This window comes from Paenibacillus sp. IHB B 3415, from assembly GCF_000802655.2.
GTDB lineage: Bacteria > Bacillota > Bacilli > Paenibacillales > Paenibacillaceae > Paenibacillus_AQ > Paenibacillus_AQ phytohabitans.
Map to the genome: position 1 here is coordinate 77,009 of NZ_JUEI01000023.1, position 25,274 is coordinate 102,282.

Here is a 25,274-nt window from a genome sequence, read left to right on the forward strand (position 1 = left end):
TGAGGATCGGATGAGGGGGAAGGGACAAGCCCGGAGCCAGCAAGCCGTTCCTCTGTTTTGTATATCCTCGACATGATTTGACTTCTTCAATCACTTTGTTTATACTTTGTTTATACATTCTAGGAGGCGGTTCTATGTTTCAGGTTCAGAAATGGGGCAACAGCTTGGGCATTCGCATTCCGAAATCCCTTGCTCTAAAGGTCGGTATTGAGGAAGGCTCTGAAGTTGATCTTGATGTGGAAGATGGACATCTTATCATCAAGCCGAAGTCGGCCACACTGGACGAAATCCTGTCCCGGGTCACACCGGAAAATCTCCATAATGAGGTCACTACAGGCGAGCAGCAAGGACGGGAAGTATGGTAACGGGCGGGTATGTACCGGATCGGGGTGACTTGATATGGCTGCAGTTCAACCCGCAAGGGGGACATGAACAGGCAGGCAAACGCCCGGCCTTGGTCGTGTCTCCTGCTTCTTATAATGGTAAAGTCGGACTTTCCTTGCTCTGTCCGGTAACTTCTAAACCAAAGGGCTACCCGTTTGAAGTAGTCATACCGCAGGATCTGCCCATTGAAGGGGTTATCCTTGCGGATCAAGTAAAGAGTCTCGATTGGCAATCCAGGCAGGCAGCGTTCATCTGTAAAGTACCACAGAGCATTCTTTCAGATGTCATTGCTAAACTCGACATACTGATTCGCTGATGCTAGTAGGAAATAGAATAGACTTGAGAGTGAGGATCGGATGATGGGGAAGGGACAAGCCCGGAGCCAGCAGGCCGTTCCTCATTTTTGTATATGGAAGGTGGGATGACATGTCCTGGAGTAAATTGAAGCAGCAGCTGGAGGGCTTTCTCAGTCCTGCGTTAGAGGGCAGGGTAGAATACCGGGCACCAGGTTACCGTTATTTTCCTGATAAATCGGGAATCTGTTACATCTCAGTGGACAGAAAGAATGTGCTCAATATGGGCGATAAAACGAACACGATCCGATGGTATCAGACAGAACTGGAGATTAAGAATGATCCGGATATCCGGATTCCTGTCAGCAAGGACGACATTGAAGCGGTCAGACAAGCTGCCAAAGGACCTGTGCCGGAGGATCGCCTAATCGTAATGGCCAGAAGCAGATTAAGTACAGAGCATGCCAAAGAGCTAATGTCCGCACAGGCTGCACTCGTTAAATCGAATTTCATCGTGGTTGCGAATAAGTTCCTGACTACTCCTATAGAGGAGAGCCTGGAGAACAGTGATATGGTACTCAATATTCTGGCTTTGGTGGATCGAAGAGTCGGGAAAAAGCGGATTTTGGGTATGGCGGAGAAGGTGGAATTGAAGCATCCGCTGGTCCAGTATTTCTATGAGCTGCGGCGGGGGGCGATGTAACTGGTATGCTAAAGGTTCAAGCAAGAGTTCATGCTTGAACCTTTATTATGTGAACATTGCTATGTTCAACGCTTGCTGGCAGCCAGCATGTATCCGGCCCCCCGAATCGTAATGATTCTCTCCGGATTGACAGGATCCTCCTCGATTTTTTTGCGTAAATTACTGATGTGTACAGCGACCGTTCTCGTATCCTCCAGACTCTTCATTCCCCAGATGAGATGAAACAACGTATCGACAGTGACGACTTGATTAACGTTTTGTGCCATATAGGAGAGTAGACTGAATTCTTTCTTCGATAAAAAGATGGCTTTACTGCCTATATTGACAGACTGTGCGTAGAAATCCAGTGTCAAACCCGGTAACTCCAGCAGTTGTTCCCTTCTGCCCGTCGACACTCTGCGAAGGTGAGCCTTAATCTTGGCCATGAGGACTCCCGGACTGAACGGCTTGGTCACATAATCATCGCCGCCATAAGATAATGCGCTGATCTTCACCTCGTCTTCCTCCTGACTGCTCAGAAACACAATCGGCGCATTCGTATAGCTGCGTGCATTCCTGCACCAGTCAATGCCGTTCTCATTAGCCAGCAGTACATCCAGTACAATCAGATCCGGATTGAACGACGCAAGCAGCAGCATGGCTTCTGTCCCGCTATGGCTATACGAGGATACGAAGCCTTCCCGTTCACAATACGCCTGGACAATCTCACAGATATGGGGATCATCATCGACGATCATAATTTTGTACGTGTCCATCATGTTGTCACCTTCCTGCTTCCCGGATACAAAGGCAGCGATACATAGAATACCGACCCCGTCTTGCCGTCGCTCTCCGCCCGGACCGTTCCGCCATGCGCTTGTACGATTTCCCTGCAAATCGCCAGCCCAAGCCCGCTGCCTTCTACTGCCTTGTCCATGCCCGGCCGGTCAACCCTGTAATTGCGGTCGAAGATTTGCTCGAGCTGCTCTGGGGGAATGCCTGTACCAGAGTCTTGTACGCTAATGATTGCAGAGCGGGTATCCTTCACCTCATCCAAGGTTAGAGCAAGACGCACCATCCCGCCACTAGAGGTGAACTTCATCGCATTCGACACCAGATTAAATAGCGCCTGCGTTAATCTTTGCGCATCTATCTCGGCAACAGGCAAGAAGGCTCCCAGATCCTCCGTATTTCCGGTATCCAGTATGAAATCAAGCCCCGCGTCACGCACTACCAGCTCATATTGTTCATAGAAACCACGCAAGAAGTGAATCACATGAACCGGCTCCATACGATATTCTACCTGCCCCGTCTCCAGATGCGACAAGAAGGACAACTCCCCGATCATGCGGTTAATCCTTACCGTGTTATCCCGGATATACTCCAGGTACTGTTCATTGCGTTCCGGCTTAACCATGTCTATCACAGCCTCGACATAACCAAGCATGCTGGACAGCGGCATACGCAGATCATGCGTAATGTAGGCAAGCAGCTTCTTCCTGCCGTGCTCTGATTGAAGTAACCGCTCATACGACATGCGGAGATCTTCGTGGGCTGCGGATAGGGCGTGTGTACGCTCCATTACGAGCTGCTCCAGATTGGAATTCATTTCAGTCAGCTTGTTATTAGCTTCGTACAGCTCACGGGCAATTCTCTCTTCGTTCGCTGCCGCCCGCGTATATCTGGAAGACAGCAGAATCATCTGTGCGATCGTAAATATGAGCAGCCCAAACGGAGAGGTATTCCCGATGAGTGACCATTCGTTGAAATACAGGAAATCGTTGATCACCGTAACCAGAGCAACCATCGACACGAGCAGGAAGATCAGTGCCCCCTCCATACGCCGCACAGCCGCCTGGGCCAGACCAACCATCAAATACACCATATGCAGAACAACGATCACACCGATCAGCAGTAACATTCTTGAATATATGAGTGCAGGGGTCACCACAACCATCAGACAGAGTGCGCTCGTTACGATACGGCTGCCAAGACGAAACCACCGCGACACATAATTCGGGAAGATGCATTCAAAATACATTGTGATGATATAACCACTGACACAAAGGATCAGATACTCGAGCTTGAACTGCAATTCCCACGGAAAACGGGGAAACCATTGTGTAAACATAAGCTCGCCGACCAGCAGGGACCGGATACCGAACAACACAGTGAACAGTCCGAAATAGAGCGGGGCCCTGTCTTTGCGTCGCAGAGTGTAGAGCAGCAGATGATACACGCCAATGACCAGCAGGCTTGCGGTTATGAACATCTCTGCGGCAACCTTCAGACTGGTCTTGGACGCTAATACGTTACTGCCACCCAGCTCTATAGACTTGGTAATGCCGCCCCGCTTATGATGGAAGTTTGCAACTTGCATAACCAGCTCTACTGTATCGCTCCCGGGCTGGAAGAACACCAGCTTCGTTGCCAGCTGCGGTGTCATGGCACGCTTGTCCTGACCAACCACACCGGCTTCTGCCAGCAGCTCTCCATTCACCCATAATTTATACGCATGAAAAATGGTAGGCAGCCGCAGAGCAAGCCGCTCATTCCTGTCCTGCTCACTAAGCCGGGTGACCAGCCGAAAGGTTGCAAAGCCTTGCCCTTCCAGCTCTTGACCATCAAGCTTGTAGCCTAGCCAGGAGCTGGGGATGCTGATATACCGGTCAGCCATTTCCCCGCTTGCCATCCGGCTCCGTATATCCTCTGGCGACAGCAGCTCTTGCCAGTAGAACTCCCATTCTCCCTGTAACTTTAGCGGATTCTTACTGATGGGATGCTGCGTTAAATCCAGAAAGCCTTCTTCGCTTTGAATCTTGGGGGCGCCTGGCGAAACAGGCACAATGGCATAGCTTACGGCCAAACCAATTACAATGGCAGCTGCTATATGAAACAAGATATTACGGGAAACGAACCTTAGAATACCCCTCATCATGAAGCCGACCCCAATCTACAAGATTCGCTATACATAAGTTAATTATCTTAATGATAGCATCATTGAAGTAAGCTATGTTAGCCGAAGTTAAAGTTTTCTTTAACTTTCATTAATAGGCTAAATTACTATGATAGAATCCAAGGCAAGGAGTAAAAACGCGAAATTTGTCATATTTCCAGGCTTCTTTTGCGGAGAGTAAAGTACCCAAAGAGGGGGAGTAACTTGTACAAACGTATAATTAGTTTAATGCTGGCCGTGTTTTTGTTTGTATCGATCATACCACCAGGAATCAGCTTAGCGAATGCAGGTAGTTCCAGTTCCGGTACAGTTCCTCTGCCATCATCAAGTGAACTGGTAACAGGTCTGGATCAACTCGTTCAAGATGTTGCTGCAATACCGGACTTGAGTAGCACTAATGAAACTAATAAATCTATTAACTTTAATGATGTTAAATCATCAGACTGGTTCTATGCTGCGGCCAACTATGTACAGCTGAACGGATTGTTTAATGGGACTGGACAGGATAACTTCTCTCCTCAAGGCACGATGACCCGTGCGATGTTCGTAACGGTACTTGGACGTATCGCAGAAGTGGACGTAACCAAGTATACAGAAGCGGCATTTGCGGATGTTCAGGCAGGCTCGTGGTATGCACCCTATGTAGGGTGGGCAGTGGAAAGCGGAATTACAAGTGGTACAGGCACAAACAGCTTCTCACCTGAGGCCACGTTAACCAGAGAGCAGATGGCTACATTTACCGTCCGGTTTCTCGATAAACTTACGATTCCTTATCCTCCCGATTCTACGATCAGCTCTCAGCCTAACGACTTAGCTAAGGGTTCTTCTTGGGCTGCTGATGCGATTACAAAGCTATGGCAGGCAGGCCTCCTTAAAGGAGATGCGAAAGGTAACTTTAATCCTGCTTCGAATGCAACCCGTGCAGAGGCAGCTTCCTTCTTAATGCGCGGCCATGAAGTTGTGAAGAAGGCAAGAGCAGCACAAGCAACACCAGCGCCGGAGTCAACACCGGCACCAATAACAGGTTCAACACGGGCACCAGGGTCAACGGCAGCACCAGTATCAGGGTCGGGGCCGGCACCAACGCCAGAGTCGACGCCAGCACCAACATCAACACCAACAACTAATCCTACATCCCCGCCAACGGCTTCGCCGGATACATATACGATTACCTTCAATACTAATGGCGGTAAGGAGATAAGCAGCAAGACTGTTAATAAAGGCGAAAAGTTAGGCGCGCTTCCAATTGCCTATAAATTTGATCACCATTTCCTTGGATGGTATACGGGTAGTGAGCTTACAGATGCAGTTAACACAGATACAGTTGTCACCCGAAACATGACGCTGTACGCCAAATATGAACCATTGCCGGAGCTTGATCTGCTGACGCAAAGTGTTCCTACCATTACGAAGCTTGAACAGCCAAGCACATTCACAATTAAGGTAGTGGATCCATCCGGTACATTAACAGCCGGGGAGGTCAAGGCTGCTGTAGCCTTGACCTCTAATTCTCATCAACCCTTCGCTGAAGAAACAGGGATTGCTGTTACTGGAGGAAGCGGTGAATTCACGATAAGCGCCAATAACGATAAGGGAGCTTATCCCGAGGGCGGTACCTTCCAGTTGAACCTGTCGAACGAAGCACTTCTTTTCAAAGACGGTACAACAGTACAGGACTCGTCTACTAGAGAGCTAGTATTCACAACAGCCAAAGCTGAGGTGAATAACCTCAAGTATAAGTCTGACGTTGTATATATAGCTGCGTCTGATATCTCCATGATGAGTCAAGATGGTCAAAGCGCAGATTTTATTGCCAACTCCTTGTACCAGCTGGAAGCAAGCGCGGACGGAAACAGCAGTTCTCCTGTTAATTATGACAATGGCTATTTTATATATGAAGGTAAAGATATTGAAGTCGGTGATACCGTTATTATCTATCAGGGTATACACCCGGATCAGCGTAATAGTACATCGGACGATAATAATGATCTTTCTTACGTCAAGATTCGTGCGATTACAGGAAATGAATATCATTATGGAGCTCCAAAGATCGAAGATATTCTATTTATCCCGGATGTGCTGCCTGTAAGTGTTCTGTCTGATACGGATGGTGATGCGGACAATTATTCCATCACAGTTCCTGCAGCCGAAATGGATTACACAGACAGCAAGTATGCTGAATTTAATTATGATGAGAGTCTTGTGATTGAAGCCGGGGACTATATTTCCTTCTATCAGGGCGAATTTAATAGTGATGCTGGTAAGCTTACGGACTTTGCATTAATTACGGGTGTTGATCTGACGAACGATATGTATACGATAACGTTACGATTGTAACCGAGGATAGCTTACGAAGATCACTGGATTATTACAAGAAGCAGGATATTGATAGTGAAGACCTGATTCCAGAGAGTGAAATCCCTAAGCTCGAAGAACAGATGCGGCAACAGGCTATCGATAGCGGCTTTGCTCAGCAGGCTGCCGGATATCTGGCGTCTATGGCTTTGGAAACAGATAGCTTCAAGGATCTTAGCGGGGATTTGCTGGTTGAAGAAGGTGATATCCAGTACCTGTCCTCACTTGATGATACAGGCACCATGCAGATGAAAGTAGCCGGCTCGAAGGTAGAGGTGGAGCTTGAGGATATTAAGGTAAACATAGGCACTAGCCTCAAGCACTTCAAAGGCAAGAGTGGTGTTCGCGCATCTATAGAAATTGGGGCTGAAGTCTCGATCGAAATTGATGATGATAATGAAATCAAGATTAAGCTGAAGGGTGTATTCGAGCAGGAATTATCCGTCGATATTTCAGCGAGTGGTGAGATTTTCTGGAAAAAGATTTGGTTTATCCCATATCCCAGTGATTTCACGATCAACGCCAACATTGATGTATTCACGTACACGGCTGTTCAGTTTGATGCGAATATTGGATTGTTTGAACAAGAGGAAGAGCCGGATTGGAATAGCGACAGTGTAGAGAATATTGCCAAGCAGCTTAAAAAGATTATGGAGGAAGCTGAAGAGCTGGATGATGGTGAGATTAATGAAATCTCAAACTCCCTGCCTGACCTGTACCAAGCCATGCTGGAGAATGACAATGACTGGGTAGATATTGTAGAGCAAAATTTGCTAAAAGTAAGCTTCCGCGTTGCAGCCGGGCTGGTTGAAGTAACCTTCAGGGCAGACTTTGTGGTGAGTGCCAAAGTAAATGTCTCGCTGGGTATCATTTACACCTATGAAAATGGTCAGCGGTATAGTTATTACATCCGATTATTGGCAGGAAGTGTAGGGAATTCAAAAGCAACCTTAGTGCCTGAAAAGTATGATTTTACTTTCTATGCAATGGGCGAGCTGGGACTCCGTGCGGGGGTACGATTAGAGGTTGCCGTTGGTGCGTTATCGACCTCCCTCAATAGTATCGGTGTTCAGGTAGAGATGGGCGGCTACATTAAGCTATGGGGATTCTTCTACTATCAATATAGCCAGACACAAGGTAAAGCCTCCTCCTCTAATGCTGCCGGAGCCCTAAATGTAGAGATAGGGCTGTATCTGGATATTAAGGTTATCGCCCAGGCATTTAAGGGGACCTTCTCGGTCGTGCCATTCTCAACATCCTATGAATTCCCGTTACTAACCATTGGTTCACGTTATGTTGTGATTGACTTTGCTTATGATCAAGATGACGTACAGGATGTTAGGCTGAAGGGAAATGACTATATATTCCCCCTGGATGATTACTTACTTGAGATGAGCTATATGGATCTTCACGAAGGTGAGGTAGAGAATCAGGTTTATCATGATGTCAGTCAATATTTTGATATTACGTTCTCTAATTCTAACTTCTACTATGATCCGTTGAAGCGTAGAGTCCTTGTTGGTAATTTTGAACCTACGGGTGTGGATACGGTGATGACCATTGCCTGGAGATCTCCGTTCGCAAGCTTTAACTCTGAACCGATTAGCCGTAAGATTAATCTGCATTATGATGATCTTAGATCAAGCTACAGTGTTAACTTGTTATCCTATGATCAAGTGATTACGCCACCTTCGCTATCCAAAATTATTACTAGAATCTGGGGGGAATACAATTCCGACATCCCCAAACAGCCTGATCCTGTCAGAGTCGGATACAATTTCACAGGCTGGTATGATGATGTTAATTCCGTGGCGCCGGTAGCCATTCCCGCAAAAATGCCTGCAAACACGATATTGCTCTATGCCAAGTGGTCACCCAAAACGGATACCCCGTACCTGGTTGAGAGCTACACTCAGAATATTTATACCGGGCAATACACGCTTCATTCGGCAGAGAGGTACAGAGGTACAACAGACAGTGTAGCTGAATATGAACCCATCGATATTTGGGGACATCTTACACCTAAGAAGCAAGAGGTCAAGATTAATGCGGATGGAACAACGTTGCTGAGGTATTATTATGAACGCGGGAATACTGCGTTAACCTTCTCGTACGATTACCTATCTCAACTGGGGCTGCCTTTTGGGGTTAGTCCAGAGGTCAGAGAGTATAGACCAGGAGCTATGCTGGATCCACCGTATCCGGTTCTTCCTGGGTTGAAATTCGTAGAGTGGGAGAATATAGATGCGACCGTTCCTTTAGAAGCCAAAACGTATCAAGCTATATTCGAAGTTGGGAATTTTGATCTGAAAGTAAATTATTATGCAAGAGAGGATTGGGATTCAGAATTCACTAAGCTTGGCAGCGAAATTGTATCGGTTCCTGCCTGGAGTACGTTTGACGCTTCTAAGGAAGACTTACTAGACAAAACGGAGTATATGCTGCAAACAGATGTAGATGTAATTCCAAACAAATCACCGTCTACTATTTATGTGAATGATGATAATTTAACCTTGAACCTCTATTACCATAAGCTGTACGATGCGACGTTTGATCTGAACGGCGGCAGCTTGACGGAACAGGATATTAGTGGTGGTGGCGGTAGTATGGTAGATGGAAAATACGTAATCTATACAGCTCAAGGATACCTTTACGGAAGACCGAATCCTCCGACTCGTGAAGGCTTTGAATTTATGGGGTGGGAAGGCTGGGCTGCTGATGATTCTCAGATCAAAAGGGAAATGCCCGCACATGATGTAACTTATAAAGCGATCTGGAAGGCCAAGTATACAGTGGAGCATTATATTAAAGGCGTTGGCATTGATGATGACTATACGCTGTATACAACAACGGAACATTTAGGCCTTGAGAATGAGACTGTAACTGGAGCTGTATACGACATTGAGGGCTTTACATTTGAGTCCGGGTCCAGTCTAAATGTACAGACCGGAACAGTGAAGGATGACGGCAGCCTTGTACTCAAAATGTATTATGACAGAAATGTATATACAGCGAAGTTCATTGGGACTGATCCGGATACCGGAGTACAGGAAGTATTATCAGAAGAGACCTACCGGTATGGTGCTGAATTCAGCATTCCATCCAGAACCACCTATGCCTATCGCAAGGTTCTTGGTTGGAGAGCCGTAGATGGAGGTCCAGAGCTCCCGCCTTACTATGTCTCATACCCAATGCCTGCACAGAACGTAACCTATGAAATTATTCTAGGTGATTACGCTGACGACGGGGGCGGCGGTTTCCCGGGCTGGCCATTCTGATGAATAGCTACAAGCTCTAGGATAGCTCCACTGACAGCGATGTCAGTGGAGCTATTTCTTTATGCAGGCAACCGGCTAAAGTTTATGGATTATGGAATTATTTTCACAAACGACAATACAATATACCTGTGGTTCGCCTAATGGGCGAAACCGGTAAATTAAATAAAGGAGGTTTAAGAGATTGATTAAAAAAGTTCCAGCCAGAGCCTTATCCCTTTTGGTAGTTGCAGCCATATTCCTATCCCTGTTCTTCACAGCCTTACCGCAGGCAAACGCGGCCGCCAGAGGAGCATGGGCTCCTAATACGGCTTATGCAGTAAATGATACAGTAACCTATAGCGGAAGTACGTATACCTGTCTTCAGGCACATACTTCCCTCACAGGCTGGGAGCCGCCTAATGTTCCTGCACTATGGAAGAGCGGAACAACAACAACACCGACCCCTACACCTACACCAACCACACCCCCATCAACAAACGGGGTCACATTCTATGCAGATATCAACTATGGCGGGAAGGCAGTAACCCTGGGAGTAGGCAATTATGTACTGTCCCAGCTGAATGCTGCCGGAATTCCGAATGACTGGATGTCCTCGCTCAAGGTTCCCGGCGGCTGGACGGTTGAAGTCTATGAGAATGATAGCTTTGGCGGAGCCAAATGGACCTATACGGCAGATTCCTCCTGGGTTGGCGACAGTGTCAATGACAAGATGACCTCTGTTAAGATCTATACCGGATCACAGCCTCCTTCTGTAACCAAACCTTCTGAGGTTCCAAGCCAAATCTGGACCTATGTCGTGAATGCAGACAATGCCTATGGCAAGGGTGGAGATTTCGCACTGCTGCTGAGTGCGGTGATTAAGAAGGAGAGCAGCTTCGGAGCAGGCCTGCCCGGCAGCCCATCCGCCGGCGACGGATTAATGCAGGTCGAACCTAACACCCGCAATGCCTATGCCTCACAATTCAGCGCCAAATTCGGCCGCGCGTATAATCACAGCAGCGAACAGGATCAGGTATACCTGGGCGCATTGATCCTGAATGAGAAGATTGTCAGATTCGGAGATATCTATAACGGATTGCTGCACTATAACGGAGGCGACAACTGGTATCCGGGCGCTACCGACTCCTATGGCCGTCCTATCCTGGCAGATCAATATGCAAATGCCGTATACGCTACATATAAGGGGTATGGGGGGAAGAATTAATAGGGTTATCTTCATAAAAGAAGACAAAAAGACGCTCGAGAGGAGTCTCGGAGCGTCTTTGTTATATGTTCAGCTAAAATAGCTTCACTGACAGCAGCTGTCAGTGAAGCTATTTTATAATACAGGAAAGCACTTGAAGGAGGACGTACAAATGAATAATAAGGTATATCTATATGTGTTCGACACCATGGCAGACTGGGAGATAGGGTACTTAACTGCCGAACTGAACTCGGGAAGGTATTACAAGAAGGGGCAAGCCCCCACTGAAATAGTAACCGTAGCCAATGAGAAGACGCTTATCACTACAATGGGCGGACTGAGAATAATTCCTGACATCACGGTGGGTGAGTGCAGCATTACAAGCACAGATGCCTTGATTCTACCCGGTGGAGAGACATGGACCGAAGCCATTCACAAGCCCATTCTCCAACTCGCTGAGAGATGCATACAGGAAGATATATTAGTGGCAGCGATTTGTGGGGCTACAATGGCGCTTGCCCAGGCAGGATTACTGAATTCACGCCCGCATACAAGTAATGATCTGGAGTACCTCAAAATGATCTGTCAAGCCTACACCGGCGAAGAGTTCTACCAAATGCAGTCTGCTGTAACGGATGGCAAGCTGATCACTGCCTCTGGAATAGCGCCGCTAGAATTCACTGTGCATGTCTTGAAAGCCCTGGATGTCATGGCTCCAGAAAAATTGAAAGCCTGGTATAGTCTCTACAAGACTCAGGAAGCGAAGTATTTCTATGAGCTGATGGGATAAGAGTAGTTAATAAGGGTACCCTCTCTTTACGAAGAGGGTATTTCTGTTTGTCTGGCCAGGAATGGCAGGACATCTTCTGGGCATCTATAAGTAGTTGTTGGGGGATTTGTCGTGTTCCACTATAGGGTGAATTTAAGTTGCAGTTTTCATGTTACTGCGTAGAATTTTGAAATCTTCTAATATATTGGAGATTCTTAAAATCATATCTCTATTCATATCTTGTTCTGTAGGGTTATTTGGTAAGTATAAGCCCCACTGCTGAAACTTGCCCTCTAATAGAACAAATCCGGATACATGAGCTCCAAAACCATTTATTCTTGCGGATTCAAGAGTTAATCTCTCGTCATGAAATACATTCGTCAGTAGATTCTCAGTCCCCATGAAAAATACTGGATATGTTATGTTACTGAAAAAATCTTTATATTCTTGCTTGGCTGCTTCAGCCAGATAATCCTTTGCAATGATTAAGCCATCATAATTTTTATTAGTGTCTTCAATAATATCTTTGAGGCTTTTGGGTATGTAGCTCAGATTCCTAATTGTATCAAAAGGAACATCACCAACAACTGCAATTTCTAACTTTATTGAAGGGGGGTTATAAAGCTCCTCCGACTGAGGCTCATTTACAATTTTGATGTCACAGCTTACAAACAACACTGATAATAATGAAAGAAGTAATAACAATTTGTTTTTCATTAGTGAGTATCCTTTTTTATATTATTATAATGGTTACTTTATATTTAAAAATATAGAAAAATAATCCTTTTTGCAAGTGGATAATTAACTCGTTTGAGCCTCGAATGATAGGAGGTGAATTCCTACATATGATACGATGTAATGGAAGTGCATAAGGTTTATTATGTATATGTTGTAAGGCTAAGGGGGAAGGCAAATGAATGAAATAACCTCTCATCATTGTAATCTGAATATATGGGCTCATCTGCCTGATGAAGTATGGAATACAGTTGCTAATATTTATGAGCGTATGCCTGGTTGGAGAGGGTACATAGATGGGATTCCACACTGGTTTGGGCAGGAAGATGATGATGTTTTTATTCAGGCATCGGTTGAGCCAAGCGGATTATCATTTTATGCTCAGATGAATCAGAGCGATTGGGATTCTTGGATAGCAAGGTTTAAATATGAAGCGACAAAGGTATTGGGGTTTGAGGTGGGGGAGCCTGAGGATGGGTTTATGTAGTATAAAATTTCAGGAGGAATACATGAGGATTTTATGAAAAAGTTAATTACATTTGCTAATAGGTTGTCTGAAGAAGGAACGGCAATTCATAAATAAATCGAAAACTGGTGAAAAACATGAATGTAAATCAAGCGATTAACGTTATAGATATGGAATTATCTCAAACATTAAGTGACTACCAACACTGGTTCAAATTGAACTCCGAAGTATTATCCTTTAAACCTCAGGTAGGATGGAGTATTGAACAAATATTAGAGCATGTAACACTAACCAATCACTTTTTATTGATCCTAATAAGAAAAGGGACTCGGAAAGCAATTGAACTATCGACAAAGAAAGACTTGAATACATTAATAGAATCAAGCCAAATTAATTTACAAGAACTTGATGCGATAGCTATACATAAGTCTTTTGATTGGATCAGACCAGAACATATGGAGCCTAAGGGTGAACAAGAATTAGGACAAATAAGAGCATTACTGGAAGATCAAATTAACGAATGTAAAGAGCTTTTGAAAGAGATGAACAACGGAGAGGGAATACTTTATAAAACTACAATGACCGTAAACAACTTAGGCAAGATTGATGTTTATCAATATATCTATTTTTTGTGTCAACATGCTAAACGCCACATTGTACAAATGCAAAAGGTTATGGATGAGTATACAGGGGTGGAGGGTTGGGCGATTAAACTGCCAGGATTGTAGAAATCCGTGTAGTAAATAGAATTGACGCTAAAAGAGTGAGGATCGGATGAGTGGGGAAGGGGAGAGCCCGAAGCCAACAAGCCTGTCCTCTGTTTTGTTATAAAAATTATATGCCCAGTTGTAATACTTTTGCCATGTTCGTGTCTCCCAAAATAAGCCAATATAGATATAGAAGCGGATACGCTAACGCAGCTGCTTAAAATCATTGAGTTGTTCAATTGGTATTGAAGGAAGTATAGGAAGAGGTGTTGTGAACGATGGTCATTTTTTTCGATAGAGCTAAACGGCTGCTTTGGGAGGGCAGGCCCTCCATTTACTCCCATATTCAGGGACAAGGAGAATCCGTGGACGGATCGCTGCCGGATGACGAAGAATTCTGGTCCGGTGATAAAATCAGATGGGTAGCGGGCGGTTTGGATGGAGCATTCGGACATCATGGCGGACCTGCTAAGATGACGGATGAGGCAAGAGAGCTGGTTCGCCTGCTGGCGAAGCAATCCAGAAAGCCTAAGAATTCAACAAGAAAGGCCCTATATGCCAAACTTGTGAAGACAGATATAGGCGGTATGATTGATGAAGTTATAGATGAGGTTCGCAAGCACCCCGGAATACAGCCGGATACCGTATTCCTTGAGGCGAAATGGCTCGCGGAACATGCCGCGCACCGGAATGTCGTCAAATTCGGCATTGCAATGCTGGGCCTTTTTCAGAACGGGCAAGTAAAGGAACTGCTTCTAACGTTGGGGAGACACGAGGAATTTACGCTATATGCCGTAGTTGCGATTCATAATGGAATGGAGGATAGCAATCAAGTTCTATTTGAACTCGCTGGGCAGGTTCATGGCTGGGGGAAAATACATATCGTCGAGAGACTTGAGCCTGCCAGTCAGGAGATCAAAGATTGGCTGCTGCGGGAAGGGTGCCACAACAACGTCATGAACGAATATTTAGCCTGTATTTGTGCAAGAAATGGTGGTTTGCTGGAGGCACTTTCGGCTGATCGGGTAGATGGCGCATTACTTAATGGGGCAACCGATATCATTGAAGCGTTATTGAATGGCGGGCCCGCTGAGAACATAGATGATTATGAGCATGCTCCACAAGTGTTATTTGATTACGTGAGGCTCACCCGGGAGATAGGGGCAACTGCACAGCATCTATCAGCTATATTTAGTATTCATGACTTCCTGGCTGAGGATGAGGAGAAGTGGACCGTTCGGATGTCAGCAGGCTGGAGTGTGCAGTTAAGAAGCGATATCCGTGAGGCTTGCGGGTCGATTGTAGCTAACACTAAGTGGATCAGCATCGTCATGGAAGCTGTCAGCAGCGGCGATTTGACGGATGCTTATTACGGCGCAGCTTGTGCCGGGAAGCTTGGCATGGATATTTGGGACATTCTATACAATCAGCTTGCAGCTAACCCGCTAGAGGATTTCTATTACTATCAGCTCATGAAATCGGATGACCGGGACCGAATTCGCAAGTTTGTTCAATTCGCCATAGGCCACCTTCCCTTGCAGCAGATCGCTACTGGCCCCAGAAATGAAATGGGGTTCGGCGAAGAATATGCAGCGCACAGGAAGCTTGGCGCTATCCTGCAGAGCTTGGACCGGTTCGAGGGGATAGGGGCAGAGTTGATCCTCACTGGCCTGAACAGTCCAGTGACCTCCAACCGGAACATGGCGATCAAGGCATTGGAGGGCTGGGACATTTCATCCTGGGGGGAGCAGCTTGCTCATGCGGTCGCTCATTTGTTAGTAATCGAGCCTGAAGACCCGACAAAAGAACGGCTGCACAAGCTGTGTGTGGCAAAGGGATTATAAGTATGGGAAGAACACTCATTATGTAGGAGTTGAATGCTTGTATGGCTTATCAAAATATAGACGGCGTGCGGGTCTGGGGGGATCCTGACAGCGGAGCGCTGGCTCAAGCAAAGACGTGTGCGGAAACAGGAAATGTCGTTCAGACCCTGCTCATGGCAGATCATCATAAAGGCTACAGTCAGCCGATCGGCGGGGTGGTTGTGTACGATGGGCAAATCTCCCCGTCCGGCGTTGGTTATGATATTGCGTGCGGGAATAAAGCGGTGCGAACCAGCATGTCTGTTGAAGATATCAGGCCCCGATTGGCGAATATTATGGACGAGATCGCCCGGAGAATCTCCTTCGGAATAGGCCGTGTTAATAATGAAAGGGTCGATCATGAACTTTTTGACGACCCGGATTGGGCTGTTTTCATGGCGTTAGGCAGACAGAAGCACGACAAACTGAAAGCTTTGGCACAGAGTCAGTTAGGGACGGTCGGCAGCGGCAACCACTTCGTAGATTTGTTTGAAGAAGCCGGAACAGAGCGGGTATGGATCGCCAATCATTTCGGGAGCAGAGGGTTCGGGCATAAGACGGCGAGCGGATTCATTAATCTGGCAGCGGGCAGAGACTTTCTCGCCAGCGCCCCCGGTGAAAAGATGGACCAACCGCCCGTACTGCTTGATACGAGCAGTGAGCTTGGCGATATGTATTACAGAGCCATGAAGCTGGCCGGACGCTACGCCTATGCCGGCAGAGATTATGTGATCCGGCAAGTATTAGCCATCCTGGGAACGGAAGCGGACCTCGAAGTTCATAACCATCATAACTATGCCTGGAAAGAAACACATAACGGTAAAGAAGTCGTCGTTGTCCGCAAAGGGGCGACCCCGTCCGCACCAGGCCAGGTTGGTTTTATCGGCGGCAGTATGGGAGATATATCCGTAATCGTAAAAGGAAAGGATAGTATAGAGAGCAAAGATTCTTACTACAGCACCGTTCATGGAGCGGGACGAATCATGAGCCGGACCCAGGCGGCAGGCAAAATGAACTGGAAAACCCGCATCCGCAGCGGCGGTCAAATTACCACAACGCAAATGATGGAGGCAGTTCGGGATTTCGGTGTTGAGCTGCGCGGTGCAGGCACGGATGAGAGTCCTTTTGTGTACCGGAAGCTTCAAGAAGTACTGGATGCGCATGCCGAGACAATTGAGGTCATGCATGTGCTGAAGCCGGTTGGTGTATGTATGGCTGGGGCGGATGAGTTCGATCCGTATAAGGATTGAGGGAGAGAGTGTGGGGGTAGAGGAGCGGGTGAATGGGAAGGGGCAAACCCGGAGCCACCAAGCCTTTCCTCTATTTTGTCATGGAAGGAGGGGTTGCATGTCCTGGAGCAAATTGAAGCAACAACTGGAGGGTTTTCTCAGTCCTACGTTAGAGAGGATTTTTATGAGCCACGGCGGGGGGCGTTGTAAGGTGAATGATTTTTACTCGCGAAGGATTATAGAAGGGCAAGAGGCAACGGCGAAAAGGATCGTGTGAAAGTTGAGAATTCACACATGAGTAGCTTGTAACTTTTAAAGCAAAGACTCTATTTGATTTTGGTTGTCCACATTTGAAGAGTTGTGTGTCATTGGGAAGAGTGAGTTAGATCCACATTAATCATTGAATTATAATGGTTTAAAGACAGGAACTTTAATTAGTTCCAAGGGCATCTTTTGTCATGAAATTTATGTGGAACTTGGTGTTTTGAATAAAAGCAGGAAAAAGATAACATTGAGTCGAATTCTGTTATCCTATTATTTATTTTTGTCTCCAAATTTAAGAGAAAATGGAGTGGAGGCTATGACTTCAGATGCAGGAAGATCATTAATTGAGATTACCTATAATTTAAGTAAAGATGATCTTATGGATGCAAAAAAAATCGAACCGTTCTATAAAATGTTTGGGGTGTTCAATCTTAAGGATTCCAAAATGACAACTTTAGTATTAGCTTCTGCTAGAACAATCTCTCGACATGGTGGGAACTTATCTCGCTCGGAGCTTGACGATATACTTGATTACATACAGAAAAGTATACGCAAAAAAGTTATTGATTGTTTAATTAAATATGAGTGGATCCAATTTAATGGTATAGACTATCAAATGCCTGGCCGTATTGTTTCATTGCTTACTCATGGATTATTTGGATCTGTAATTCGTGGAGAAATGAACTTTGCTGAAGAAATTATGCTTGTGGGAAACGAAGCTGAAATATCAGGCTTATATAATTTAGATCAAGAAATATTAGAAAAAAATTTCATTATTCATATGAGTCAGTTGAAGGATATTCGAGATAAAATTGAGAGAATGATCCAAAGGCGTTCCAAAAAAGAGATACGAGAAATTATACAAACAAGTCCTACAATACTTAATGCAATTGAAGAGTTGAGAAAGAAGATAAGAAGAAGTGATCTTTCAAATAGTTTCCAGAAAAGAAACGGATTTTACGAAGTCTGTGGGCAAATTACAGCGTTAGTTGCCCAAACGATAAACATTGCTAGAGAAAATTTATTGCAAGACGTTGGTTCCTTGGGAAAATATGTTGATTCCGAGAGAATAGAGGAGTTTATTAAAGGGGCCTCAGGTGAGTATCTAGCAAATGTAGCTATTAGATATTTTTCTGCTCCAAAGCAAAACCCGCAGCTGAGAGAAGAGACAATCGTATATAAAACCAAATCATTTTTTTTACAAGAGTATAATGAATTAATAGTAGTCCCGCCTCCTCCTGTCATTGATTTTGAAGAAGAAGAGATTATTTTTGAAACAAGAGAAAACCCCCTCGATTTGTTATATCACGAATTAATATATAAGCTCCAAGGTAAACAATATGCTCCTTTAGAGGAAGTTCTATTTGATGAAAGTGATAGCTTTGGATTAGCTATGTATCGAACTGGACAAACTATAAAGCTTGTTTCTAATCTTCAAGAATCTGAAACAATCAAAGAAGACAATTTGGGTCTCGATATAAAAGATAGTATGAAATTGTTAAAAAAGGGTTCTATAAAAGAAATGACAGAAGTTTATATAAGGAGAGAAAATCATGGGGGGAATAATTAATCCCGAGGTGCAACGAATATGTTCGCTTTTTCACTATGGATGGGTTCCCAAAGAGACAATAGGAGTATTAGAGAAAAACTTGACTTTATACAGAGAAGTGCAAGCAACGTTAGCTACGATGGGTTATGAACTTATTAATTTTCCTAATTGTGAGTGGTATGTAATACGATTAAAAAAGGAATTTGATGATGATGCTTTTGATAAGTTTCATCGAAAAAATATTGGTTTCAACAAGAGGCACATGGCATTAATAACCATACTTTTTATAAAGCTTATATTACCCCGACTGACGGGGAGCCACGGGGACCAAGAAGCCTATACTACTTTGGATGAGTTGACATTAAATTATGGAGAGAAATTTCAGTTTAGAAGAAGAAGTTCTCGCAATTCAATCGAATCACTGATCAAAATGTTGAAGAAACATTGGTATGTTATTGAAAAAGGAAAGCGTTATTATGCGGGACCAGCAATGTTTATGCTTCACTATAACGATTATCTTCAGAATATAACGCAGGATATGCTTCACGAGATGATGGAGCTTACCCAGCAAGTTGCTAAAGATATATCAGACGATCAAAGGAAAGTAGAGTTGGATAGAAGTTTGGACAGGGAGGGGCAGGAATAATGATTAAAGATTTTTCAACTGCTTATTGGGGCATGTTGCCTACTACATCCAAGCCATATCCAGCGCACCCCAAAGTTAATGCCTTTGTTGGGGCATCAGGCCATGGTAAGACCACCATAATGGATGGACTACGCTTGCTTCTAGGGGATGCTAAATTCGAAAATAATCGAGATGCTCTTCACTACATGCATGAGTTAAGTAAGTGGGCTGTTGTTAGAGCTTCATTTTACAATGAGTCAGTGAATGGAGTGCGACCATTTGATAATGCAGGTTGTCAGGATGATGAAGTTACTTGTTGCTGTTTAATTACCATTAATTCGAATGGCCGTTCGGAAAAAGAATACTATGTGTTTGATGGTTTATTCACTGAGATAATAGATCTTGGAACAAACCCCAAAGCTTATAGTCAAAGTCTAAAAACACAAAAACAATATAAACAGATATTGGAGGATTGTTTGGGAGTAACACCAGCTTTTAGAAATCTTATGTCTATGAATCCGACAACTGTTAAAAATCTTGTGCATTTGGATTCAAATGATCTTTTTTTAAAGGTCTTTGAGTTAAAGGGTGTAAAAAAGATTCATGACAATTTTAGAGCGGCCAAAGATGAATTAGGTAGGCAAGAAGTCAATTTACATCATGCACAAACTCTACTTAATGAGGGGTTGGATAATTTTGGTAAACTCCAATTGAAGTCTGAAAAGTTTAAGCAATATCAATCAAATAGATTAATCTTACAATCTGTTAAACAGAAACTTTTAAAGGTAGAATATTGGGAAAATAGTATGGCAATTAAGGGGTATGAGGAGAAGGAAACAATTCTCAAAAATGAAGTTGGGACAAATCGCGAAAAAAAACTTAGTTTAGAAGTTCAGAGAGAAGCTATTCAAATAGAAGTTTTAAATATGGAAAAAGAACAGGAACAGTATAAGACTATTTTATCTGAATTACAAAAAGAAATTGGAGATATGAGAGAATGCGCAGGTGAAATATCATCGGATAAGAAAACTATAAATCAAGATGTGTCAAAACTAAAAGGAATTAAGCCATTAAATAAAGAGGATATTGTTCGAGATTATGAAGTTGCTCAACAAAGTATGGAAGAAGTCAAATCAACATGGCGGAGGGAAAGAGAAAAGCTTAATAAACTTGAGGCTAGAAAAAAAGATTTAGATCAGGATAAACCCTATCCAGATTATGTGTATGATTTCACTTCAGAACTTAACGAAAATAAGATTGATTATATTCTTCTCGCCGATGCCATATCTCTTAAGCCAGAATATGAAAAGTGGCAGGTAGCTGTGGAGGCATTTCTAGGGAATGAACGATTCAGAATAATTGTTAATAAAAACCAGGAAGTTGCAACGAAAAAACTTCAGGAAAAATACAAGTATACTTCAAGAATAAGTGTTTCGAAACCTAAAATAGAAGTAATTAATAAAAAAAAAATATCTTTCCCGTCAATAAGTTCAGTAATTAATGTAATGTTTCCAGACAAAGTCGGTGGTTACTTAACTCGGTTGAATGAAATTTATTTAGTTGATAACGTCGATGAGGGACATAAACTTCAAAAGCAAGGATTAACAAGTATTACCCTAAAGGGTTTGCTGCAGGACTATGACGGTTCTATTTTTAAAAAGCATCATAGATTATGTTGTGGCAAAATGGCAATAGAGAAAGAAAAAACATTAATTAATATTGAAATAAACAGTCAGATGAATATTTGTCAAGAAAAAGAGAAACTTGTAACTAATTATGAAGAGGAAGTTAAAAGACTTCACGATAGCATTAATGAACAGAACGAGCTGGAGAAATTACCAATTAAAGAGAAGCAATTAAATGAATTAAACAATCACTATAAGTATATTTTCAATGAAATAGAAAAGAAAGAAAAGTTTTGTAATGAATTAAAAGATAAAGAGGAGGGAATTACAGGGCTTCTTACTAATAAAAAAATTACTACAGCATTATGTGAGCAACAGGAAGATCATTGTAAACAGGAGATTGAAAGATTAAGTCAAGAAATAAAAGTTGTATCAATAGAACTGAGATTAAAAATGCAAGACCTTGAAGAATCAAAGCAAAAGCTTATTGTAATTGGGATTACAGAGGAAGAGTTAGCCTTTTTATTTGAAGATATAAATTCTTCAGGTTTTAAAAATGAACAAGGAGAAGTTTTTTCTTCAAGAGAGCTAAAAAAAGAAAGTGAACGCATTTCAGAAAAAATTAATGATTTTATACGAGAAAATCCGGATATTGATGAGACAATTGTAGAACTTATAAGAACACAAGAGGCTTTAGTTAACCAGTTACAAAGCAGGTTTAATTTAATCAAAGAAGAAAGAGATAGTTGGGAGCAAGAATGTAATAATAGCCTCGCAGCACTTCAAATTCATATTAAAGAAACCATGAAAGACTTTATAGAAGAATTTCATATGATGGCTGATCTGATTGGAGCTAGTGCTGCTGGTAGATTGGAACCGCGGGGAGAAGATCCTGAATTATGGGAATTGTACTTATCAATTGGTTTCGATGGGAAGAAACCTGTCCTTATTAATAGTCCCAATCTATCTTCTGGACAAAGGGCTCGAACCAGCCTTTTAGTGTTATTGGCTGCTGTAAGCAGTAAAAGGAGAGGAGAAAAGCTTTCTATTATGTTCCTAGATGAGCCCAATGCAGAGGTTGATGATTATAGTGGGAATGACATTGGTCAAGTATTTCAAGTGACCGAAATTCAATACTTTATTACTCATCAAATTGGTGAATCTCTTAAATCAATACAATGGATTAACCATTCCTTTCTTTGTAGCCAATGTCCCCCAAACTCGGATTTTGCTAAGCCTTTAATAGTTCAAAAAATGCGGAATGACTAACATGGTAACGGTAGCAAGGAATACTAAATGGGGGAATGAAGCAATGGCTGTAGATCATGTTTTTATGATTGATGATCGTCATACTGGCCTGGACGTAAATAAAACTTTTAAAGAAGAATACCGTTTTCCTATTGAAATGTCCGTAAGTGGGCGGAAGTTTAGTGGTGTAGATATTACTCTTAATAAACAGCACGGTAAAAAGGCAATTATGGAGTATATTCTAAAATTACTTTTGAAAGGTCCAAAGCAGTATGAACCACTTGTTGATAAAGTGCTTCAAAAATTTAGTTGGCTTGATTTAAATGATTCTTTGGAGATACTCTTGTTAGATGGTGTAGTACAGATTGTTTTCAAAAATTTAAAACCTCGTAAAGCAGTAGATTGGGTTCCGAAAATAATAAAGCTTGATCCCAAAGCTTTGGAGTTAATTACCCCAGAAAAGATAGACATTGATCTTGAACTTGCGGAAGTAAATAAATTAGCAACAGAGTTAATTACAAGTGTCAAGAATCCGCTTAGGGAAAAAGTCTATAAATGGATTGCAGAAGGAGCAATAAAAGATGAGTCGGATGTTTTAATTGTTGATACCAACTCGTTTAAAAAATTCAGAGCAATAGTTCTTACGGTTTCACATTACATCTATCTTAAAGAATATGGTGAATTAATACCTTTACGCCACTTATCAAATCAACTTTGGGGTCAACCACGATTACTAAGTACTTATAAAAAAGAAATTATTCTAGCAGCAAATATAACAACGAATGAGTTTGATTCCGTACTACTTTCTGATATTAATAGAGAGTTGCATGCACCTTTGGTTTTAATTTCACCAATTGAAGAATTACAAAAAGTCATAAATAAACTTTTAGAACAGGGAATTTCCCATGATTCCTTAATACTAGATATAAGTTATCATATACAAAAGGTTAAAGAATTATTAAAGGATTCCGAAAATAAGGTTTTAGATGTTTTTTTGTCAGACTATTTCATGTTCGAGTCAAAGTTCTTTGAGGATGATTCACAAGAAAAGAAATTATCGGTTTTGATAGAATTTAAAAAATCTATTTCTATTTTCAAAACGGAAATGCTTAAGATAGAAAGTGTAAGGCATCGATATGAAATGATTGCATTAGAAGAGATAGGAAGCGGTTATTTCGCCAGAGTGTATAAAGTGTTTGACCCTGAGTTAAACAAAATTTTGGCATGCAAAGTTCTTTTCCCTAGAAGTCACTTTAAACAGAGATATGGAATTGAGGCGGATGAATACATACTTCGTTTTAAACGTGAGGTCAGATTGCTTACTGAGGAATTGAAACATAAAAACATCGTAGAAGTTAGTAAAATTCATGTTGAAGGTTCACTCTTTTGGTTTACAATGCCGTTAGCAAGCTTCACCTTGGAAAAATGGTTGAAAGACAACCGAGATGCTTCTGTGGAAAAGCGTATGGAGATCTTTAAACAGATTATTTCTGGTGTTAAATACTTACATGAAAGAGAGAAATACCATCGCGATCTAGCCCCAAATAACATTTTATTATATGAAACGGATCGAGGACTAGAAGTGAAAATATCTGATTTTGGACTCGCTAAAGACATTAAGTCAGAGTCATTTTTGACGGGGTTATCCAAAAGAGGTTACGGTCAAATAGATTTTACTGATCCCCAGCAGCGAGATAATTTAGCTGACTCCACTCATTTATCGGACATCTACTCATTAGGTGCAATACTCTACTATTTGTTGAGCAATAAATTACCAAAAAAAAGATTCTATTCTAAAGTTGTTTGCCAGGATATAGTTATGAAGGCAATGAATACGCGAGCTAAACGTTATCAATCTGTTAATGATTTTGAGCGCGAATTATGTGAGTGTATGAAATTAGATAAGTAAAGAACGACTAAACAGATGCCGTTACTACCAAATTACCTTATAATAGAATGAACAACGTTTCACTAGGAACGATAAGAATAATGCATTTACGTATACTCGCATTTTCAGTTCGGGATAGAACGAAGCTAGTTAACTTGAAACGATTGAAGCGCCTTGAATCAACGTATGAGAAGTATTTATAGGCAAACAAGCCAAGGAATCTCGGCACTTTGAAATGCGTGAGAATGGCGAAGGAGTTACATTTGGACATCTATAACGGGGATATCCTGACCTCCAGACCGGCCTGAGGCTCGTTGAGCAATACAGTGTGGATGATATGATTTGGAGATTTAGATTATATGATAATAATACCTTTTTTACGTGCGGTATACCAATATATTAGGGGGATCAATAATGAGTGAATTCTATAACACTATTATAAGTGTATTGAAGCAGGATAATCGTTTTTTTACAGAGGACGGCGATATACTACGAAACGCTATCTATGAAGCTGCCATGCAATTTGATGGTACACTTATTAGACTGCTAATAAATAATCCTATAACAAAAGAACGATTTTTTAAAGAGGTAGAGGGGATTGCAGTATTCGATAAAATTGGTTTCGGCTGGGTAATTAATAATCGACAGTTCTTGCCGAACAGCTATACTCGTTTCAAAAATAAAATAGGCTTGGTAAATGATAGAGGAGATTATATTAGTACAATCAATGATATTGTACTTGCTTTTCCGTATAAGGATTGTATTTTAGAGGGTGGCCAGACAAAGGAAGAACAACAGAGGGAGGAGATTTTTTATAATGAAACACTTGCACCTGACGAGGTCGACAGGCTTTTGTATCCAAAAGTTTTCACCAATGCAATAAGAATTACTAAGGAGGGTATAGAAGAAGTTACAGAATTTAATGATAAAGATAATTTAATTATTAAAGGTAACAATCTTCTTGTTCTTTCATCTCTCTTGAAAAGATATGAGGGATGCGTTAAGTGTATTTATATTGATGTCCCATACAATACAGGAAATGACAGCTTTGGGTACAATGATAAATTTAATCATAGTACATGGCTTACATTCATTAAAAATAGGTTGGAAATATCAAAAAAATTATTAACTCAACTTTCGCAGCCTAAATCTCCAAACAAACCCTTGATATAGCTG

The 25,274-nt window shown here is 42.5% G+C and carries 19 protein-coding genes; 16 read left to right on the top strand and 3 right to left on the bottom strand.

Translation table 11 applies throughout. The features are described from left to right. Positions 1-134: 134 nt before the first annotated feature. The 3 genes from QW71_RS13080 to QW71_RS13090 all read left to right on the top strand — a co-directional run bounded on the left by QW71_RS13080 (position 135) and on the right by QW71_RS13090 (position 1,380). The gene (locus tag QW71_RS13080) at positions 135-365 is read left to right on the top strand and encodes an AbrB/MazE/SpoVT family DNA-binding domain-containing protein (protein WP_039298423.1); all 231 of its coding nucleotides are present in this window, start codon (positions 135-137) and stop codon (positions 363-365) included. Next, positions 359-700, top strand: a complete 342-nt coding sequence (gene mazF, locus QW71_RS13085; RefSeq protein ID WP_039298426.1) for an endoribonuclease MazF — start codon at positions 359-361, stop codon at positions 698-700. The genes QW71_RS13080 and mazF overlap by 7 nt, the downstream gene beginning before the upstream one ends. 110 nt (positions 701-810) lie before the next feature. Next, a complete protein-coding gene (locus QW71_RS13090; protein ID WP_039298429.1) occupies positions 811-1,380 on the top strand; it encodes a hypothetical protein in 570 nt (189 codons plus the stop codon). A 65-nt stretch (positions 1,381-1,445) separates the two neighbouring features. On the opposite strand, the gene QW71_RS13095 is transcribed toward QW71_RS13090, so the two are convergent. Continuing rightward, positions 1,446-2,138: a response regulator transcription factor gene (locus tag QW71_RS13095; RefSeq protein WP_052770009.1), complete on the bottom strand. Its 693-nt coding sequence runs from the start codon at positions 2,136-2,138 to the stop codon at positions 1,446-1,448. Further along, positions 2,135-4,297 carry an ATP-binding protein gene (locus QW71_RS13100; RefSeq protein WP_039298432.1) on the bottom strand — a complete coding sequence of 721 codons (2,163 nt, stop codon included), beginning with the start codon at positions 4,295-4,297 and terminating at the stop codon, positions 2,135-2,137. The genes QW71_RS13095 and QW71_RS13100 overlap by 4 nt, the downstream gene beginning before the upstream one ends. A gap of 222 nt (positions 4,298-4,519) precedes the next feature. On the opposite strand from QW71_RS13100, the gene QW71_RS37960 reads away from it, so the two are divergent. The 4 genes from QW71_RS37960 to QW71_RS13120 all read left to right on the top strand — a co-directional run bounded on the left by QW71_RS37960 (position 4,520) and on the right by QW71_RS13120 (position 11,921). Continuing rightward, positions 4,520-6,652 carry an S-layer homology domain-containing protein gene (locus QW71_RS37960; RefSeq protein WP_152679759.1) on the top strand — a complete coding sequence of 711 codons (2,133 nt, stop codon included), beginning with the start codon at positions 4,520-4,522 and terminating at the stop codon, positions 6,650-6,652. A gap of 161 nt (positions 6,653-6,813) precedes the next feature. After that, positions 6,814-9,948: an InlB B-repeat-containing protein gene (locus tag QW71_RS13110; protein ID WP_160311802.1), complete on the top strand. Its 3,135-nt coding sequence runs from the start codon at positions 6,814-6,816 to the stop codon at positions 9,946-9,948. A 181-nt stretch (positions 9,949-10,129) separates the two neighbouring features. Beyond that, on the top strand, positions 10,130-11,152 hold the full coding sequence (locus tag QW71_RS13115) for a carbohydrate-binding protein (protein WP_039298437.1): 1,023 nt from the start codon (positions 10,130-10,132) through the stop codon (positions 11,150-11,152). Positions 11,153-11,303: 151 nt separating this feature from the next. Next, positions 11,304-11,921, top strand: coding sequence for a type 1 glutamine amidotransferase family protein (locus QW71_RS13120; RefSeq protein WP_039298440.1), 618 nt, complete (start codon positions 11,304-11,306; stop codon positions 11,919-11,921). Positions 11,922-12,053: 132 nt separating this feature from the next. Here QW71_RS13120 and QW71_RS13125 read toward each other — a convergent pair whose 3' ends face one another. After that, positions 12,054-12,617 (bottom strand): hypothetical protein, encoded by a 564-nt coding sequence (locus tag QW71_RS13125; RefSeq protein ID WP_039298443.1) that lies wholly within the window; start codon positions 12,615-12,617, stop codon positions 12,054-12,056. A gap of 196 nt (positions 12,618-12,813) precedes the next feature. Between QW71_RS13125 and QW71_RS13130 the strand changes: the two genes are divergently transcribed. From QW71_RS13130 to QW71_RS13170, 9 genes are all read left to right on the top strand, one after another. Beyond that, positions 12,814-13,122 carry a hypothetical protein gene (locus tag QW71_RS13130; protein ID WP_039298446.1) on the top strand — a complete coding sequence of 103 codons (309 nt, stop codon included), beginning with the start codon at positions 12,814-12,816 and terminating at the stop codon, positions 13,120-13,122. Between the two features lie 116 nt (positions 13,123-13,238). After that, positions 13,239-13,829, top strand: a complete 591-nt coding sequence (locus QW71_RS13135; RefSeq protein ID WP_047013772.1) for a DinB family protein — start codon at positions 13,239-13,241, stop codon at positions 13,827-13,829. Positions 13,830-14,086: 257 nt separating this feature from the next. Then, on the top strand, positions 14,087-15,652 hold the full coding sequence (locus tag QW71_RS13140) for a hypothetical protein (protein WP_047013769.1): 1,566 nt from the start codon (positions 14,087-14,089) through the stop codon (positions 15,650-15,652). 41 nt (positions 15,653-15,693) lie between these two features. Beyond that, entirely contained in the window at positions 15,694-16,920 is a 1,227-nt protein-coding gene (locus QW71_RS13145) for an RtcB family protein (RefSeq protein ID WP_039298449.1), read from the top strand. 559 nt (positions 16,921-17,479) lie between these two features. Then, a complete protein-coding gene (locus QW71_RS13150) occupies positions 17,480-18,733 on the top strand; it encodes a hypothetical protein (RefSeq protein WP_160311803.1) in 1,254 nt (417 codons plus the stop codon). After that, positions 18,717-19,358: a hypothetical protein gene (locus QW71_RS13155; protein WP_039298453.1), complete on the top strand. Its 642-nt coding sequence runs from the start codon at positions 18,717-18,719 to the stop codon at positions 19,356-19,358. Before QW71_RS13150 ends, QW71_RS13155 begins: the two co-directional genes overlap by 17 nt. After that, positions 19,358-22,231 (top strand): AAA family ATPase, encoded by a 2,874-nt coding sequence (locus QW71_RS13160; protein ID WP_039298456.1) that lies wholly within the window; start codon positions 19,358-19,360, stop codon positions 22,229-22,231. The genes QW71_RS13155 and QW71_RS13160 overlap by 1 nt, the downstream gene beginning before the upstream one ends. 1 nt (position 22,232) lies before the next feature. Beyond that, positions 22,233-24,119 (top strand): serine/threonine-protein kinase, encoded by a 1,887-nt coding sequence (locus QW71_RS13165; protein ID WP_200905920.1) that lies wholly within the window; start codon positions 22,233-22,235, stop codon positions 24,117-24,119. Between the two features lie 393 nt (positions 24,120-24,512). Further along, entirely contained in the window at positions 24,513-25,271 is a 759-nt protein-coding gene (locus QW71_RS13170) for a site-specific DNA-methyltransferase (protein WP_083442536.1), read from the top strand. The last annotated feature ends 3 nt before the right edge of the window (positions 25,272-25,274 follow it).

Coding starts and splice junctions, on each gene's coding strand:
- QW71_RS13095 (WP_052770009.1), bottom strand. CDS start 2,138: ATGATGGACACGTACAAAATTATGATCGTCGATGATGATCCCCATATC.
- QW71_RS13145 (WP_039298449.1), top strand. CDS start 15,694: ATGGCTTATCAAAATATAGACGGCGTGCGGGTCTGGGGGGATCCTGAC.
- QW71_RS13150 (WP_160311803.1), top strand. CDS start 17,480: ATGACTTCAGATGCAGGAAGATCATTAATTGAGATTACCTATAATTTA.
- QW71_RS13110 (WP_160311802.1), top strand. CDS start 6,814: ATGGCTTTGGAAACAGATAGCTTCAAGGATCTTAGCGGGGATTTGCTG.
- mazF (WP_039298426.1), top strand. CDS start 359: ATGGTAACGGGCGGGTATGTACCGGATCGGGGTGACTTGATATGGCTG.
- QW71_RS13120 (WP_039298440.1), top strand. CDS start 11,304: ATGAATAATAAGGTATATCTATATGTGTTCGACACCATGGCAGACTGG.
- QW71_RS13170 (WP_083442536.1), top strand. CDS start 24,513: ATGAGTGAATTCTATAACACTATTATAAGTGTATTGAAGCAGGATAAT.
- QW71_RS13125 (WP_039298443.1), bottom strand. CDS start 12,617: ATGAAAAACAAATTGTTATTACTTCTTTCATTATTATCAGTGTTGTTT.
- QW71_RS13100 (WP_039298432.1), bottom strand. CDS start 4,297: ATGATGAGGGGTATTCTAAGGTTCGTTTCCCGTAATATCTTGTTTCAT.
- QW71_RS13130 (WP_039298446.1), top strand. CDS start 12,814: ATGAATGAAATAACCTCTCATCATTGTAATCTGAATATATGGGCTCAT.
- QW71_RS13155 (WP_039298453.1), top strand. CDS start 18,717: ATGGGGGGAATAATTAATCCCGAGGTGCAACGAATATGTTCGCTTTTT.
- QW71_RS13135 (WP_047013772.1), top strand. CDS start 13,239: ATGAATGTAAATCAAGCGATTAACGTTATAGATATGGAATTATCTCAA.
- QW71_RS13140 (WP_047013769.1), top strand. CDS start 14,087: ATGGTCATTTTTTTCGATAGAGCTAAACGGCTGCTTTGGGAGGGCAGG.
- QW71_RS13080 (WP_039298423.1), top strand. CDS start 135: ATGTTTCAGGTTCAGAAATGGGGCAACAGCTTGGGCATTCGCATTCCG.
- QW71_RS13160 (WP_039298456.1), top strand. CDS start 19,358: ATGATTAAAGATTTTTCAACTGCTTATTGGGGCATGTTGCCTACTACA.
- QW71_RS13090 (WP_039298429.1), top strand. CDS start 811: ATGTCCTGGAGTAAATTGAAGCAGCAGCTGGAGGGCTTTCTCAGTCCT.
- QW71_RS13165 (WP_200905920.1), top strand. CDS start 22,233: ATGGTAACGGTAGCAAGGAATACTAAATGGGGGAATGAAGCAATGGCT.